A 15,626-nucleotide genomic window follows, 5' to 3' on the forward strand; every position below is an offset into this window, starting at 1 on the left:
GCCCCCGCGGATCGCCCGCACCTGCAGCCGCCCCGCACCGCCCGTCCTGTTCCGTCCGTCCCGGACATCCTGGGAGGCCACGCCTGGGACGCCACCCCTGGGAGGCCGCGCCTGGGGCGCCTCGCCTAAGACGATGCGCCGTGACCACGGCGCACGCACGACGACGCCCGCGGCACCTGCCGCGGGCGTCGTCGTGAGCGGGGGGATCAGCGGGAGCGCTGCTTGAGGCGCTGCAGGTCCAGGATGACCACGGCGCGGGCCTCCAGGCGGATCCAGCCGCGCTGCACGAACTCGGCGAGGGCCTTGTTCACGGTCTCGCGGGAGGCGCCCACCAGCTGGGCGAGCTCCTCCTGGGTGAGCTCGTGGGCCACCAGGATGCCGTCCGTGGCGGGACGCCCGAAGCGGTCCGCGAGGTCCAGCAGCGCCTTGGCCACGCGCCCGGGGACGTCCGAGAACACGAGGTCCGCGAGGTTCTCGTTGGTGCGGCGCAGGCGGCGGGCCAGTGCCTGCAGCAGCTGCGCGGAGACCTCCGGGGAGCGCTGGATGACCTTGCGCAGGTTCTCGTGCTTGAGCCCGGCCAGGCGGGTCTCGGAGACCGCGGTGGCGGAGGTGGATCGGGGGCTGGGGTCGAACAGGGCCATCTCGCCGAAGATCTCGCCCGGGCCCATGACGGCCACCAGGTTCTCGCGGCCGTCGCTGGCGGTGCGTCCGAGCTTCATCTTGCCGGAGACGATGAAGTAGAGCTGGTCGCCGGGATCGCCCTCGTAGAACAGGGTGGCGCCGCGGGAGAGGTCCACCTCGGTGATCTCCTCGGTCAGCGCGGCAAACGCCTCGTCATCCAGGGAAGCGAAGAGCGGAGCGCGGCGGAGGACGTCTGTATCCAAGGTGAAACTCCTCAGTAGATAGGGGTGGGCCCGAGACCGGGCCGCACGGGGTGATCACCACCCATCGTAACGAGTTTCACACCCGCCGTGGCTACTCCCGAGTTGTGCTATGTGAGAAAACCCGTCGGGCGGGGCGGATGGGGCCGGCCGAAGTGGACGCGGCGGGGATCGCGGACCTGGCGAGCGCGTGGGGACGCGCGGGGCACTGAGGCGGGCGGGCGGCGTCGTGGGCGGCATCGTGTGCGGACCCGGCCCACCGTTCGTCCAGGCGGCCCCCGTATGCTCGGTCGGACGCGCTCCCGATCCCCGTGCGACCCCCCCCACCCCTGAGGACCGTGATGACCCTGGCCCTGAACCTGCTCGACGTGCTGCTGATCCTGGCGCTGCTGGCGTACCTGGTGGCGGGTTTCCACCGGGGCTTCTTCCGCTCCTTCGCGGGGCTCCTGGGCCTGGTGCTGGGGGCGGTGCTGGCGTTCTGGGCGGGACCCGTGGTGGCCGCGTACGTCTCCGACGACTGGCGGGTCCCCACCGTGCTGCTCACGGTGCTGCTGGCGCTGGCGCTGGGCGAGTTCCTCGGCTCACGGCTGGGGGGCGTGCTGTCCCGGGCGCTGGAGCGCACCGGTGCGGGGATGCTGGACCGGCTGGGGGGTGCTGTGCTCAACGTGGTGGTGGCCGCCCTGATCATGTCCCTGCTGGGTTCCCTGGTGGGGCAGATGGGCATTCCCTCGCTCTCGCAGCAGGTGGCCTCCTCGCAGGTGCTGCGCGGCATCGAACGCCTCACGCCGGACCCGGTGCGCCACGCCATGACGGAGACCCGCAACGCCGTCAGCGGCGCCCAGGGCATCCGGCAGCTGGACGAGCTGCTCTTCCCGTCCCAGGCGGCTCCGGATCCGCAGCAGACCCCGGACTCGCAGACCGTGGCGGACGCCGGGCAGTCCGTGGTCCAGGTGTACGGCACGGCCGCGCAGTGCGCGCAGAACCAGACGGGCTCCGGGTTCGTGGCCCAGCCCGGCACGGTGGTGACCAACGCGCACGTGGTGGCGGGGGTGGACCAGCCCGTGGTCCAGACCCGTGACGGCCGCGTCTACTCCGCCCAGACCGTGCACTACGACGCCGCCTCCGACCTCGCTGTGCTGCGCGTCCCCGGTCTGTCGGAGGCGGCGCTGCCCCTGCGCAGCTCCGTGACACCGGGGGAGACCGTGTCCTTCGCGGGCTACCCACTGGGCGGGCCCTACACCCTGCGCCCGGCCACGGTGCAGGGTGAGGCGGTGGCACCCGTGCAGAACGTGACCACGGGGGAGACCCAGACCCGCAGCATCATCCAGATCGCCGGCAACGTGGAGCAGGGCAACTCCGGCGGCCCGCTGCTGGACGACTCCGGGCGGGTGCTCGGGGTGGTGTTCGCCAAGGCCGTGCAGGGCGAGGCGGGGTACGTGATCCCGGCGGACCGGGTGCAGGAGGCGCTCACCGCCACGGGGGAGGCCACCGCGGCCGCGAGCACCGGCCAGTGCGTGGCCTCCTGAGCCCTCCCGGGGCTCTCACGGGTCCCGCCCGGGCGGCACCCGGCCTCGGGCCCCCCTCGGAGCTGGCGGGCCAGCCCGCGGGACCGGGTCAGCGCAGCCCCAGGTGCCGGGCCACCACGTCCACGCCCAGCTCGTAGCCCAGCACACCGGCTCCCGCGATCACCGCGGTGGCCTGCGGGGACACGAACGAGGTGTGCCGGAAGGCCTCCCGTCGGTGCACGTTGGAGATGTGCACCTCCACCACGGGCATTTCGCACATCTCCAGCGCGTCGTGGACCGCCACGGAGTAGTGGGTCAGGGCGGCGGGGTTGATCACGATCCCGCAGGCCTCCGTCCGGGCCTGCTGGATCCAGTCCACGATCTGGCCCTCCCAGTTGGACTGCTCGAACACGACCTCCAGGCCGTAGGTCTGCGCGCGGGCGCGCACGTTCGCCTCCACGTCCGCGAGGGTGGTGTGCCCGTAGACCTCGGGCCTGCGGGTGCCCAGGGTGTTCAGGTTGGGGCCGTTGAGGACGAACAGCGGTGACTCGGTCATGCCCTCATTCAACACGAGTGCGCGCACGACGCCGCCGCGGTGCCCCTCGGGGGAGAGGCGCCGCGGCGGCGTCGTGACAGGGGTGGTGCGGGCGCGGCTACTTGCCGCCCAGGGAGTCCACGATCTGCTGCATGACCGTCTGGTCCGCCAGCGTGGAGACGTCCCCCACGGGGCGGTCCTCTGCGACGTCCTTGAGCAGGCGGCGCATGATCTTCCCGGAGCGGGTCTTGGGCAGCTCGGGGACGATCAGGACCTTCTTGGGCTTGGCGATCGGAGAGATCTCGGTGCCCACGTGCGCGCGGATCTCCTCCGCGAGCTCCGCGGCGTCCCGGCCCTCGGCGGTGGCCTGGTCCGAGAGGATCACGAACGCGAAGACGGCCTGGCCGGTGGTCTCGTCCTTGGCGCCCACCACGGCGGCCTCCGCCACGGAGGGGTGGGAGACCAGCGCGGACTCGATCTCCGGGGTGGAGAGCCGGTGGCCGGAGACGTTCATGACGTCGTCCACGCGGCCCAGGATCCACACGTCCCCGTCCGCGTCCCGCCGGGCGCCGTCCCCGGCGAAGTACTTGTCACCGAACTGGCCCCAGTAGGTGTTCACGAAGCGCTCGTCGTCACCCCAGATGGTGCGCAGCATGGAGGGCCACGGCTTGCGGACCACCAGGAAGCCGTCCGTCTCGTTCGGGAGTGAAGTGCCGGCGTCGTCCACCACGTCCACGGCGATGCCCGGCAGCGGAACCTGCGCGGAGCCCGGCTTGGTGGCTGTGACACCGGGCAGCGGGGAGATCATCATGGCGCCGGTCTCGGTCTGCCACCACGTGTCCACGATGGGGCACCGGCCGCCGCCGATCACCCGGTGGAACCAGGTCCAGGCCTCGGGGTTGATGGCCTCGCCCACGGTGCCCAGCAGGCGCAGGGAGCTGAGGTCCCACTCGGCGGGGATGTCCTCGCCCCACTTCATCATGGTGCGGATGGCGGTGGGGGAGGTGTAGAGGATGCTCACGCCGTACTTCTGCACGATCTCCCAGAACCGCCCGCGGTGCGGGGAGTCCGGGGTGCCCTCGTAGATCACCTGGGTGGCACCGTTCACCAGCGGGCCGTAGGTGATGTACGTGTGCCCGGTGACCCACCCGACGTCCGCGGTGCACCAGTAGACGTCCGTCTCGGGCTTGAGGTCGAACACGTTCTTGTGCGTGAACGCCGCCTGCGTGAGGTAGCCGCCGGTGGTGTGCAGGATGCCCTTGGGCTTCCCGGTGGTGCCGGAGGTGTACAGGATGAACAGGGGGTCCTCGGCGTTCTGCTCGGAGGGGGTGTGCTCGGTGGAGGCGTCCCCCACGACCTCGTGCCACCACACGTCCCGGCCGTCCTGGAAGGCCACGTCCTCGCCGTTGCGCTTCACGACCACCACGTGCTGGACGGACTCCCCGCCCTTGGCCAGCGCGGCGTCCACGGCGGGCTTCAGGGTGGTGGGCTTGCCGCGGCGGTAGGAACCGTCCGCGGTGACCACGAGCTTGGCCTGGCCGTCCTCGATGCGGGAGCGCAGGGCGTCCGCGGAGAAGCCGCCGAAGACCACGGAGTGGATCGCGCCGATGCGCGCGCACGCGAGCATGGTGATCACGGCCTCCGCGATCATGGGCAGGTACACCGCCACGCGGTCCCCCTTGGTGACGCCCAGGGACTCGAACGCGTTGGCCGCCTTCGAGACCTCGTCCTTCAGCTGCGCGTACGTGTAGGAGGCGCTGTCCCCGGGCTCACCCTCGAAGTGCAGGGCCACGCGGTCCCCGTGGCCTGCCGCCACGTGGCGGTCCACGGCGTTGTAGGCGGCGTTCAGCGTGCCGTCCTGGAACCACTTTGCGAACGGCGGGTTGGACCAGTCCAGCGTCTCCGTGAAGGGCGTGGACCACGTGAGCAGCTCGCGGGCCTGGTCCGCCCAGAACTCCTCGCCCTGCTCCTCCGCCCGCGCGTACAGCTCCGCGGTGGCGTTCGCCTGGGCGGCGAACTCCTCACTGGGGGCGAAGGTCTTCGGCTGGGATCCGGTGGGTTCGGGGGTCATGGTGCTCCTTCGCTGGGACCGCCGCGCTCCACTTCCGGTGGGTGCGTGGCGCAGTTCACATTCGCCCGCCAGCTTAGACGAGACCGGCCGGTGTGCTCCATCGCCGGGGCGCGTTCTCCGGCGGGCTCCCAGCGGTTCCGGGGTGGGCGCCACCGCACCCGCTCCCGGGTTTGACCCCCGCTCGGGCGGCCAGGATGATCGAGGGCATGAACTCCCCCGCTGCCGCCGCCCACGTGCGCTTCGTCCCGGCGCGGCACGCGGAGCAGGCGGCCGCGCGGCGTCGTCGTGCCAGGGCGGAGACGCCCCTGGCGCGGACCCGGCGGGCGCGGAAGATCCAGCGCATCCTCGCGCAGACGTACCCGTACGCCGTGGCGGAGCTGGACTTCGACGACGCCTGGCAGCTTCTCGTGGCCACCGTCCTGTCCGCGCAGACCACGGACGTCCGCGTCAACGCCGTGACCCCCGGGCTCTTCGCCGCGTACCCCGGGCCGCGTGAACTCGCCGAGGCGCCGGCCGACGACGTCCAGGAGATGGTGCGCCCCCTCGGCTTCTACCGTTCCAAGGCGCGCTCCGTCCAGGCGCTCGCCGCGCGCGTCGTGGACGAGTACGACGGCGCCGTGCCCGGCTCCCTCGCGGAGCTCGTGACCCTGCCCGGCGTGGGCCGCAAGACGGCGAACGTGGTGCTCGGCAACGCGTTCGGGGTGCCCGGGATCACCGTGGACACGCACTTCGGCAGGCTCGCCCGGCGGCTCGGCTGGACCGCGCAGGAGGACCCCGTGAAGGTGGAGGCGGACGTGGCCGCGCTGTTCCCGCCCGCGCTGTGGACCGAGTTGTCCCACGAGCTGATCTACCACGGGCGCCGAATCTGCCACGCCCGCAAACCCGCGTGCGGGGTGTGCCCCGTGGCGGACCTGTGCCCCTCGTACGGGGAGGGTCCCACGGATCCGGCGGCGGCGCGGGCGCTGCTCGGCTACGAACTGAAACCCGGCCGCGAGGAGTTGCTCGCCGGCTTCCTGGCGGGACGCACCCGGCGGCAGCTGCGCGCCGAGGGACACGCGCTCAGTGCGTGAGAGGACGGACGATGACCACTCCCCAGCCCCACACGGGCGGACCGCGCGAGCAGCTCGTGGAGCTCGCCCGCCACGGCGACACCGTGCTGGTGCAGGACCGCGAGCCGTGGCGGATCGGGCAGCTGGGCGAGAACTTCCGGCACTCCGCGGTGCTCATCCTCTTCGGCGCGCTGGACCGCGTGCCCTCCGCGTACGCCGAGCACTCCGAGGGGCCGGGGCGGGACCTGGACGTGCTGCTCGTGCAGCGCGCCTCCACCCTGCGGGCGCACCCCGGCCAGGTGGCGTTCCCGGGCGGACGCCTGGACCCGCCGGACGGGGAGCTGGGCACCACGCTGGAGTTTCCCGGTGGGACCGTCAGTGCACCGCACGTGCGCGCCGCCCTGCGGGAGGCCCACGAGGAGACCGGCCTGGACCCGAGCGGCGTGGAGGTGCTCGGCGCGCTGCACGAGGTGCCGCTGCCCGTGAGCAACCACATGGTCACCCCGGTGATCGGCTGGTGGTGCAGTCCCTCGCCCGTGGACGTGGTGGACCACGCGGAGTCCTCCCTGGTGTTCCGCGTGCCGGTGCTGGACCTCATCAACCCCGCCCACCGCTACTACGCCACGGTGACCCGGGGGAACCAGACCTACAAGTCCCCGGCGTTCGACCTCTCCGTGGCCGGGGTGGACGGGACCGTGACCGTGTGGGGCTTCACGGGAGTGGTCCTGGACCGCGTGCTCGACCGGCTGGGGTGGGCCGTGGAGTGGGACCGGTCCGTGAAGCGGCCGGCGCCGGGGATGGGTGGCGCGAAGTAGCATCCTGCGGGTTCGTCCGGTGCGCGCAGTGCTGGACTAGGGAGCCGGGTCACGGGCTCCCTTCGAGGCGCATGGTGCGCACGGCTCGGGAGGTCGCCAGCAGCAGGACGCCCAGGAGTCCCACGAGGCACACGCCAAGCCCCAGCACGGTGCTCAGTCCGGCGGACACGGCGGCCCCGGAGAGCACCGGGGCCACCACGGAGGCCAGCCCGCCCACGAGTCCGAAGGTGGCGAGCACGCGACCCTGCATGCCGGACGCGGTGCGGGCGAAGACGTAGCCGAACAGTCCGCCGTTGAGAGCGGGGGAGGGCAGCATGCACACCACCGCGATCACGAACATGAGCACAGGGCGGTGTGGCAGGGCGAAGAACGCCCCGAACGCCAGCACCATGAACCCCAGCCCCAGGATGGCGGTCCAGCCGGCGGGAAGATGGTCGGTGATGACCGGGGTGACGGTGCTGCCGAGGATCCCTCCTCCCGCGAACCCGGCCGTGACCAGGCCGATCTGGAACGCGGGCACCCCTTCGGCGCGCAGGGAGAACACGGTCCACGTGGTGGCGGTGAACACCATGAGGTTCACCAGCGGAGCGCTGATCAGCACCCGGAGCAGCGCGGCTTCACTGGCGAGGTGGCGCAGACTCTCGCGGTACCCGCTGAGAATCTGGCGGGGCAGTGCACGTCTCCGGGCGTCCGTACCGGGCGTCGACGGAGGGCCCAGGTCCGCAGTGATGGCACGCAGGGATACCAGGAATCCGGCATCGCACACGCAGCGCAGCACGAACGGCAGCGCCGGGAGAACGCCGTAGAGGGCTCCCGAGGCGGGGGACCCGATGATCGAGAGTGTCGCGCTTCGCGCGTGAGCCGCGCTCATGGCGCGCGGGTACTCCACGGGCGCGATCAGCGTCTTGAGGGATCCGTCCAGCGCAGGATCCGCCAGTCCAGAGGCCCCCGAGGCCACCGCGGTGAGAGTGACGAGCGTCACCGCGAGGCCCCAGGAAGGCCCTGCGCCCGCCAGGGTGACGGCCACGAGCAGGGCGGCCAGGGCGACGTCGGCGGCGCACAGCACCAGGACGGCCCGGTTCAGCAACGAACGACGCGATCTCAGGTCCGCGAGCCCGCCGCCCACGATCCCGGCCACGAGTTCGAGTGCCGTGAGGCACCCCGCTGCCACGCCGGCAACGGCCACGTCTCCGGTGGCGTCGATGACGGCCAGGGAGACCGCGAGGTTGGTGCTGGAGGAGACCGTCAGGAACGTGGTGGCCCCGAACCACCGTCGGTAGGACGGATGGCGGAACGGGCTGCGGGCGTTGACCACTGTGCGCTGCGGGTCCTTCACGCTGGGGGGCGGAACGCCTCATCCTAACCGCAGTGCTGTGGCCGATGTCACTTCGCGTCCGCGTAGGACGTCACCACGGTCGCGGCCACCGGGACCTCCACCGGCACCGCCCCGAACACCGTGCGCACCGCCTGCTCCGCGGCATCCGTGACCACCTGCCGCACCTGCTCCGCGTGCTCCTGCGCGCAGTGCACCATGACCTCGTCGTGCAGGAAGAACACGAGCTCCGCGTCCACCTCGGCCACGTGCAGGCCCTGGCGGATGTGCCCGAGCCATGCCAGCGCCCACTCCGCGGCCGAGCCCTGCACCACGAAGTTCCGGGAGAACCGGCCGTGGCTGCGGGACGCCTGCGCCGCGCGGCGCTCGCCGGCCTGCGTGTCCGTGGCGCGCTGCACCTCGAACCACTCCGGGCCCGGCGCGGGGGACCAGCGGCCCAGGTACGTGCACACCTGCTGCCCGAGCTCGCCCACCCGCGCGGCGTGCTCCACGTATCCCACCGCGCGCGGGAACATGCGGGTCAGCTGCGGCATGAACCGCCCGCCGGACCCGGACGTGGCGCCGTACATGGCCCCGAGCAGCGCCAGCTTCGCATGGGAGCGCTCCGTGAGCTCCGAGCCGCGGGCCTGGCCCTGCTGCGCAATGGACTCGTAGAGGTCACGGCCGCGCGAGGCCTCGGCCAGGGCGTCGTCGCGCGCCAGGATGGCCAGCACCCGCGGTTCCAGCTGGGCGGCGTCCGCCACGACGAGCGCGTGGCCGGGCTCCGCGCGCACGGCGTCCCGGATGTACTTGGGAATCTGCAGGGCGCCTCCGCCGCGTGCGGCCCACCGGCCGGTGACGACGCCGCCCACCACGTACTCGGCGTGGAACCGCCCGTCCTGCACCCAGGTGTCCAGCCAGTGCCAGCCGGTGTTCGAGAAGACGCGGGAGAGCTTCTTGTACTCCAGCACGGGCGCGACCGTGGCCACACGCTGCTCCTGCGGCCGGCCGTTGACAAGGGTCCACTCCTGGAGCTTGAACGCGCGGGTGGTGTCCACGTCCACCCCGGCGTTGCGCAGCGCCTTGAGCAGCTCCACTGGGGAGTCCGGGTTCAGCGTGGGCGCGGACAGGGCTGCGCGGACCTCCTCCGCCAGCTCCTGCATGCGCCGCGGGCGCTCCTCACCCGCCGGGCGGGGGCCGAGCAGCTCCTCCAGGATCTCCTGGTGGACCACTGGGTTCCAGGGGATGCCGCGGTGGCGCATGTCCGCGGCGACGAGTGCGCCCTGGGACTCCAGGCCCAGCAGCCGTTCCAGGCGGTGCGGGTTCCGGGCGGTGGCGCACGCGCTGGTCTGGGCCGCGAGTTCGGCACTCAGCTCCGCGACGCCCGGGCCGCGTTCCTCCGCCACGGCGAACAGCGAGCCCTGGTTACTCGCGGCTGCCAGAGACCGAGGTCCAGGAACGTGGCGTGGGTCTGACGGTTCGAGCACGGGGTGGTAGTCGAGCAGGCGTGGTTCGCCGGCGTCGTCGGGCACGCCCGAGCCCGGTGCGGTGGAGGCGGTCGCCAGGATGGTGGCGCACAGCCCCAGGTCCCGGCACCGCGTGACCCACACCCCGGCGGCGCACAGCAGCGCGGCGGGCACGGACGTGTCCTGCCAGGTCCACACGGGCGGCTGCGTCCCGGCGCGGGCGGCGGCCTCCTCCCGCTGGGCGACGACGCCGGGCAGCTCCGCGTCCGTGACGGTCACCTCCCGCCCGGCGCGCTCGCCGCGGGCGGAGACCCCCTGCAGGACCCAGGTCCCGGGCTCGGCGGCGGCCACCACGATGTGCATGGGCCTCATTATGCGGCGGGGCTCCGACAGCGGCCGCGGCGAGCTCCGCGGGTGGGATTCCCGGCTCCCGGGCGGGGTCGACCCCGATCCCGGTGCCTGTCCCGCCCACGGACCCGGTGCTGCGTGGGGTCGGGACGTGGGCACGCAGCTGCGCCCGTGGGTGCCCACCGCGGTGCCAGCGGGGTCACCCCGCGGCGAGCACCTCCCGGGCGTGGGCGTACTTCCGCTCCAGCCGGGCACGGGTGTCCGCGTCCAGGAGCGCGGTGCGGGCGGGATCGGTGTTGTCGTCAAGGTCCGCCTGCTTCACCACCCGCGCCAGGGGATCGGCGAGCACCCTGCGGTAGTAGGCGTCCTGGTCCTCGTCCGCCTGCCTGGTCATGGCGTCCACCCCGGAGACCACCTCTGCGGGAAACTCCGCTCGGAGGTCGTCGAGGGTGACGGGGGTGTCCTCCACGACGTCGTGCAGCCACGCCACCGTCTGGGCGGCCTCCAAGTGGTCCGCGGGAGCATGGTGGCGCACCCGGTCCGCAACGCGGCGGGGGTGGTCGATGTAGTCGGCACCGGTCTTGTCCGTCTGTCCGTGGTGCGCGCGGGTGGCGATCTCCCGGGCGCGGTCCGTGAGCGTGCTCATGGGTTCTCCTCGACGGTGGCGGGCCGGTGATCCCGGAAACGCGGACGGGGAACCGCCCGCGCAAGGTGTCCGGGTGCCGGGCTCCGTGCGTGCCTCCAGATCTACCCGGGTGCGGTGACACGCACAAGCGACTGGTGGCGTCGGAAACCGGTGCGCCTCCGGGCGCGGGAAGCGGCAGTTCCCCACCCGCCGATCATCGGGGCGGGGGCAACGCCCGCTGCGCCCAGCCGGTGTGGGGCCCGCGGCGGCGGTGGGAGACTCGGGTCCATGACGAACGAGGCGGAGACCGAGCAGGACGTCCCCTGGGCCATGCAGCTCGCGGTGCACCGGGACCGGGGCAACCCCGCGCGGGAGGTGGACGTGGCGGAGGTGGCGGCGAGCGCCGTCGTGACGCTGCTGGACGACCCGCGCAGCGCCCCCGGCGGCCCGTGGCACGACGCCGTGCGGACGTGGCGATCCGCAAGCTCGTGCGGCGGGCGGACGGCAAACGGTGGGAGGACGTCCAGGAGCTGCCCGGCGTGACGGTGAGCCGTGAGGGCACGGAGGGCAACGGTGTGGCGGCCGTGCGCGCGTTCGTGCCCGCGCCCGTGCGGCCGTTGCCCAAGGCACTGCACAAGCTGCAGGTCTCCGGAACGCAGTTCCCAGAGGGCGGGACCTCGGGAACCACCGACGCGGTGGTGACCGTGGAGGTCGCCCCCGGCCTCGGGATCTCTAGCGGCAAGCTCGCCGCCCAGTGCGGGCACGCGGCGCAGCTCGCGTATGAGGAGATGCCCGCTGACGTGCGCGAACGTTGGCGCGCGGACGGGTTCCGGGTGCGGGTGGTGTTCCCCTCGGCGAGTGAGTGGGAGGAAGCACAGCGGCCGGTGACCGTGACCGACGCGGGTCTCACCGAGCTGGACGGGCCCACGGAGACCACGCGGGCGTGGTGGGGGTGAGGTCGGGTCAGCGCGGGGACGCGGGGTCGTCCACGGCGGTCTCGGCCGCCACGCGCTGGATCTCCCCGAAGAACTCGCGCATGGTCCGGTCAGCGCGCCCCCAGTCGGTCACTGCGAGGACGAACACGGGCCGACACGTCGCGGTGATGGTCGCCCCACCGTGTGGTCCCGGCGCGATGGCGAATCGGATGCGTTGACCCCACGAGCCGAACGAGGGACCGGTGGAGATTTTTCCTCCCGCCGGTGACCGCTGGGTGAGATCCAGTTCCGCGGTGCGCTGACACGCCGTTTCCAGGAGCCTCGCAGCCTCCCTGACCGACCGGTCAACGGTCGTCGACCCCTGACTGCGAGCCCCGTACGTGGTGATCTTGGTGTGCGCGTCGTGGTGGATCCGTGGATGGAACGCCCTGAGCTCCGCAGCGATGGCCAGAAGCAGCATGGCTGTGAGCGACCACAGCAGCGTGCGGACCAAAGTTGCGGAGATCCACCAGATGTAGCCCATCACGGCGGCACAGTATGCGGCCAACAGCAACAGGGCCCACGCGACGGATCTCCGGGTGACGGGCCTGATGTCCATCACCTCACGCTGGCATGCACGCGGTGGCGGTGCAATGGCCCTCCGGCCAGACGTGCGGGCGGCTGCCGGGTCATGGGCTCGGTCCTCTGTGGCCTCTTCGGCGCTTTCAGTTTCTCGGGCACCCTGAGTCCGCACGGCGTGCGCACTGCACAGTCCCGTGACCACCGCGGCGAGGACCGCGACCCTGCACAGTTCACCGGAAGATCGGGGCGAGGGCCTCCGCCTCCGGGGACCGTGGGGCCATGACAACCGCGCCTCCCGCCGCTGAGATCCTCACCACGGACCACCCCCGCCGCACTCTGCGGGCAGCCGTCCGCGCCGGCGCGGCCCCGGACCCGTCCGCTGAGGCGCCGCCCGCAAGCCCCTCGGGGTCATCGTCCCTGCCGGTCCCGTCCCCGGTGGCCCCGCGCCAGCCCCCGCCGCACCTGCCGGATCCGTTCCATGCGGGGGCCCCGGCCACATCATCCGGTCCGTTCACCGGCGGCTCCCGCGCCCACGGGGTGCGGCTGCTCACCACCTCCCCCGAACTGGCCGAGGCGGTGGAGGCCGTGTGCATCGGGGCCGGGGCGCAGCTCACGGTGACGGGCGAGAGCGCGGGTGCGGCGGCGTCGTCGGCCGTGGTGCTCGTGGACGCCGGATGGCCCGGGGACGGGGTGCCGCCGGGGTGCGTGGTCGTGGCGCTCGCCGGAGCCGGAGACGCCTGGGAGGTGGCCGCCCGCTTCCGGGCCGCCGCGGTGGTGGTCCTTCCACACGCGGCCGCGTGGCTGGCGGAGCTGATCTCCCACTCCGGCGAGGCCCGCACGGCGGGTGCCACGGGGCGGGTGTACGGCGTGGTGGGAGCCACCGGGGGAGTGGGCGCGTCCACCGTGGCGTGCTGGCTGGCCGGGCATCTCGCGGCCGGCGGCGCGGACACCGCCCTGGTGGACGGGGACCCCCTAGGCGCGGGGCTGGACCTGGCCCTCGGCGAGGAGACGGAGGACGGCCTGCGCTGGCCCGAGCTCAACCAGTTCTCCGGCGCGGTGGCCGCGGACCAGCTCTGGGCCGCCATGCCCCGGGTGGACGCGCTGCGGTACCTGTCCTGGGACCGGCGCGCCACCCACGCGGACACCGTTCCCGCCGCCGCCGTGATCTCCGCGCTGCGCTCCGCCGCCGCGGTGCAGGTGGTGGACCTCTCCCGCTGGGGGCTTGCGCGGCAGGCACGCTGGTGCGACGCCGTGGTGGTCCTCGCGCCCCGCACGGTGCGCGGTGTCCTCGCCGCCGAGCGGGCCGTGACGGCGTGCGGTCCCGTCCCGGCCGTCACCGCGCTCGCGGGGCTCAACGTGGCGGACGTGGAACCGCACGTCCTCGCCGAGGCCACGGGGGTTCCGTGCGCGGCCGCGGTGGCGTTCGACCCGCGGGTGCCGCAGCACCTCGACGACGGCTCCGTGCTGCGCCGCGGCCGGATCCCCCGTCACGCCAAGGCCGTCGCGCGCATCGCGGAAGCCTTGGAGACCGTCTCATGAGCGCCGCGACCGGTACCCGGGAGCCCGCCACCGACAGCCCGCTCGACGACGCCTTCGTGGAGCAGGTGCGCGAGCGCCTGCTCGCCGAGGGCGGGGCGATCACCGACACCCGCATCGCCCGCGCCGTGCGGGAGACCGGGCGGGTGCTGGGAGCGGTGGGCGCCGTCCGGGCGGCCCAGCACGTGAAGGCGCAGCTGACCGGACTGGGCCCGCTGGAACCTCTGCTGCCCGCCACCGGCCTCAGCGACGTGTACGTCAACGGGCACGAGAACGTGTTCGTGGAGACCGCCGAGGGCATTCGACGCGTGGACTCCCCGTTCAGCACCGAGGCCCAGGTGCGGGCGCTCGCGGTGCGTCTGGTCACCGCCGCCGGACGGCGCCTGGACGGCGGCCACCCGTGCGTGGACGTGCAGACCGCCTCCGGGCTGCGGGTGCACGCCGTGATCCCTCCCGTCTCCACGGGCGGGACCCTGCTCTCCATCCGGTTCCGCGCACCCCGGCGGCTGTCGCTCTCGGACCTGGTGGACTCCGGCACGGTGCACCCGTTCGTCGCGGACGTCCTGCGGGACGCCGTCGCGGCGCGGGTGAACCTCATGATCAGCGGTGCCACGGGCTCCGGGAAGACCACCGTGCTCTCCGCGCTGCTCTCCGAGTGCCCGCCGCGGCAGCGTCTCGTGCTGGTGGAGGACGCCGCCGAGCTGGACCCGCGGCACCCGCACGTGGTGGGGCTGCAGTCCCGCCAGGAGAACGTGGAGGGTGCCGGGTCCGTGGACCTCGCGGACCTCGTGCGCCAGGCCCTGCGCATGCGTCCCGACTGGCTCGTGGTGGGGGAGTGCCGCGGCGCGGAGGTGCGGGAGCTGCTCACCGCGCTGAACACCGGCCACTCGGGCGCGGGCACCGTGCACGCCAACTCGGCCCGGGCGGTGCCGGCGCGCCTGGCGGCCCTGGGCTCGCTCGCGGGACTCGACCGCGCGGCCGTGGATCTGCAGGCCGCCAGCGCCCTGGACGTGGTGGCCCACGTGAGCCGCACGCCCGCCGGACGCAGGCTTGAGTCGGTGTGCACCCTGCACCTGGACGACGGTGTGCTCACCACCCTGCCCGCCCTCACCACCACCTCCGGGCACCCCGAGCGGGGACCCGGCTGGCCGCGCCTGGCGGCTCTGCTCGCGCGGGGTCGTGATGTCCCGTGCTGAGCGCGGTGCTCACGGGTGCGCTCGTGCTGACCGCGCTGCTGGTGTGGAGCGGCGCCGCCGGCTCCGGGTCCCGCACGCGGGCGCTCTTCGCCACCGGATCCGACGGGGACCGCTCCGAACGTGAGCCGCACAAGGTCCCGTCGGTGCTGTCCCGATGGCGCCGCGACCGCGCCGCCGAGGCCATGCAGTGGGTCACCGTGGTGCGCCGACTGGCCGCGCTGCTGCACGCCGGGCGCGCTCCGGCCACCGTGTTCGGGGAGGCGGCCGCGAGCACCGGCAGCTCGGACCCCACCGGTCGCTGGCTGGCCCGCGTGTGCCGCGAGGTCCACGCCGCCGCCCAGGTGGGGATTCCCGTCTCCGTGGCCCTCGCCCAGTTCGCGCGCCACCCCGCCGCCGTGGGGGACCGCATGCTCTCGGACACCGCCCGCTCCGTGTGCGCCCAGCTCGCGGCGTGCTGGGAGATCTCCGAGCGCTCCGGCGCCTCCCTCGCCCAGACGCTGACCGGCGTGGCCCGCTCCGTGGAGTCCCAGCTGGACGCCCAGGCCGCCCGGGACAGCGCCCTGGCCGGGCCGCGCGTCACCGTCCGGACCCTCTCCTGGCTGCCCGTCCTGGCTCTCGGTCTCGGGATGCTCATGGGCACCGACCCCGTGACCACGCTGCTCACCACCGCGTGGGGCCGTGTGGCGCTCGCCGCGGGTGCCGCACTCAGCATCGCCGGGCGGCTCTGGACGCGCACCCTGATGCACCGGGCCGAGGCGGTGACCGGGTCGTGACCGCAGCACTCCTCACAG

15 protein-coding genes are annotated in these 15,626 nt (G+C 73.4%); 8 read left to right on the forward strand and 7 right to left on the reverse strand.

Annotation, left to right across the window (positions count from 1 at the left end):
- Window positions 1-206: 206 nt before the first annotated feature.
- Window positions 207-884 (reverse strand): Crp/Fnr family transcriptional regulator, encoded by a 678-nt coding sequence (locus tag Q4A22_RS01955; RefSeq protein ID WP_055082317.1) that lies wholly within the window; start codon window positions 882-884, stop codon window positions 207-209.
- A gap of 338 nt (window positions 885-1,222) precedes the next feature.
- On the opposite strand from Q4A22_RS01955, the gene Q4A22_RS01960 reads away from it, so the two are divergent.
- Window positions 1,223-2,407 carry a MarP family serine protease gene (locus tag Q4A22_RS01960; RefSeq protein ID WP_303176836.1) on the forward strand — a complete coding sequence of 395 codons (1,185 nt, stop codon included), beginning with the start codon at window positions 1,223-1,225 and terminating at the stop codon, window positions 2,405-2,407.
- An 88-nt stretch (window positions 2,408-2,495) separates the two neighbouring features.
- On the opposite strand, the gene aroQ is transcribed toward Q4A22_RS01960, so the two are convergent.
- A complete protein-coding gene (gene aroQ, locus Q4A22_RS01965; protein WP_303176837.1) occupies window positions 2,496-2,942 on the reverse strand; it encodes a type II 3-dehydroquinate dehydratase in 447 nt (148 codons plus the stop codon).
- Between the two features lie 97 nt (window positions 2,943-3,039).
- Window positions 3,040-4,992 carry an acetate--CoA ligase gene (gene acs / locus Q4A22_RS01970; RefSeq protein WP_303176838.1) on the reverse strand — a complete coding sequence of 651 codons (1,953 nt, stop codon included), beginning with the start codon at window positions 4,990-4,992 and terminating at the stop codon, window positions 3,040-3,042.
- 206 nt (window positions 4,993-5,198) lie between these two features.
- Between acs and nth the strand changes: the two genes are divergently transcribed.
- Together nth and Q4A22_RS01980 are read left to right on the forward strand one after the other, a co-directional pair.
- Complete coding sequence (gene nth, locus Q4A22_RS01975; protein ID WP_303176839.1) at window positions 5,199-6,062, forward strand: endonuclease III; 864 nt, start codon at window positions 5,199-5,201, stop codon at window positions 6,060-6,062.
- An 11-nt stretch (window positions 6,063-6,073) separates the two neighbouring features.
- Window positions 6,074-6,856 (forward strand): CoA pyrophosphatase, encoded by a 783-nt coding sequence (locus tag Q4A22_RS01980; protein ID WP_303176840.1) that lies wholly within the window; start codon window positions 6,074-6,076, stop codon window positions 6,854-6,856.
- A 49-nt stretch (window positions 6,857-6,905) separates the two neighbouring features.
- On the opposite strand, the gene Q4A22_RS01985 is transcribed toward Q4A22_RS01980, so the two are convergent.
- From Q4A22_RS01985 to Q4A22_RS01995, 3 genes are all read right to left on the reverse strand, one after another.
- A complete protein-coding gene (locus Q4A22_RS01985) occupies window positions 6,906-8,192 on the reverse strand; it encodes a hypothetical protein (protein WP_303176841.1) in 1,287 nt (428 codons plus the stop codon).
- Between the two features lie 47 nt (window positions 8,193-8,239).
- On the reverse strand, window positions 8,240-9,997 hold the full coding sequence (locus Q4A22_RS01990) for a bifunctional 3'-5' exonuclease/DNA polymerase (RefSeq protein WP_303176842.1): 1,758 nt from the start codon (window positions 9,995-9,997) through the stop codon (window positions 8,240-8,242).
- Between the two features lie 184 nt (window positions 9,998-10,181).
- Entirely contained in the window at window positions 10,182-10,628 is a 447-nt protein-coding gene (locus Q4A22_RS01995) for an HD domain-containing protein (RefSeq protein WP_303176843.1), read from the reverse strand.
- Window positions 10,629-10,895: 267 nt separating this feature from the next.
- Between Q4A22_RS01995 and Q4A22_RS02000 the strand changes: the two genes are divergently transcribed.
- Window positions 10,896-11,150 (forward strand): hypothetical protein, encoded by a 255-nt coding sequence (locus Q4A22_RS02000; protein WP_303176844.1) that lies wholly within the window; start codon window positions 10,896-10,898, stop codon window positions 11,148-11,150.
- On the forward strand, window positions 11,078-11,563 hold the full coding sequence (locus Q4A22_RS02005) for a peptidyl-tRNA hydrolase (protein ID WP_303176845.1): 486 nt from the start codon (window positions 11,078-11,080) through the stop codon (window positions 11,561-11,563). Before Q4A22_RS02000 ends, Q4A22_RS02005 begins: the two co-directional genes overlap by 73 nt.
- 7 nt (window positions 11,564-11,570) lie before the next feature.
- On the opposite strand, the gene Q4A22_RS02010 is transcribed toward Q4A22_RS02005, so the two are convergent.
- Window positions 11,571-12,140, reverse strand: coding sequence for a hypothetical protein (locus Q4A22_RS02010; protein ID WP_303176846.1), 570 nt, complete (start codon window positions 12,138-12,140; stop codon window positions 11,571-11,573).
- A 242-nt stretch (window positions 12,141-12,382) separates the two neighbouring features.
- Here Q4A22_RS02010 and ssd point away from each other — a divergent pair, with 242 nt between their 5' ends.
- From ssd to Q4A22_RS02025, 3 genes are read left to right on the forward strand one after another with little or no spacing between them, the layout of a single operon-like run.
- Entirely contained in the window at window positions 12,383-13,642 is a 1,260-nt protein-coding gene (gene ssd, locus Q4A22_RS02015) for a septum site-determining protein Ssd (protein ID WP_303176847.1), read from the forward strand.
- The gene (locus Q4A22_RS02020) at window positions 13,639-14,835 is read left to right on the forward strand and encodes a TadA family conjugal transfer-associated ATPase (RefSeq protein WP_303176848.1); all 1,197 of its coding nucleotides are present in this window, start codon (window positions 13,639-13,641) and stop codon (window positions 14,833-14,835) included. Before ssd ends, Q4A22_RS02020 begins: the two co-directional genes overlap by 4 nt.
- A complete protein-coding gene (locus tag Q4A22_RS02025; protein WP_303176849.1) occupies window positions 14,829-15,608 on the forward strand; it encodes a type II secretion system F family protein in 780 nt (259 codons plus the stop codon). The genes Q4A22_RS02020 and Q4A22_RS02025 overlap by 7 nt, the downstream gene beginning before the upstream one ends.
- Window positions 15,609-15,626 lie beyond the last annotated feature (18 nt).

This window comes from Kocuria sp., assembly GCF_030530945.1.
In the GTDB taxonomy this organism is placed as follows: domain Bacteria; phylum Actinomycetota; class Actinomycetes; order Actinomycetales; family Micrococcaceae; genus Kocuria.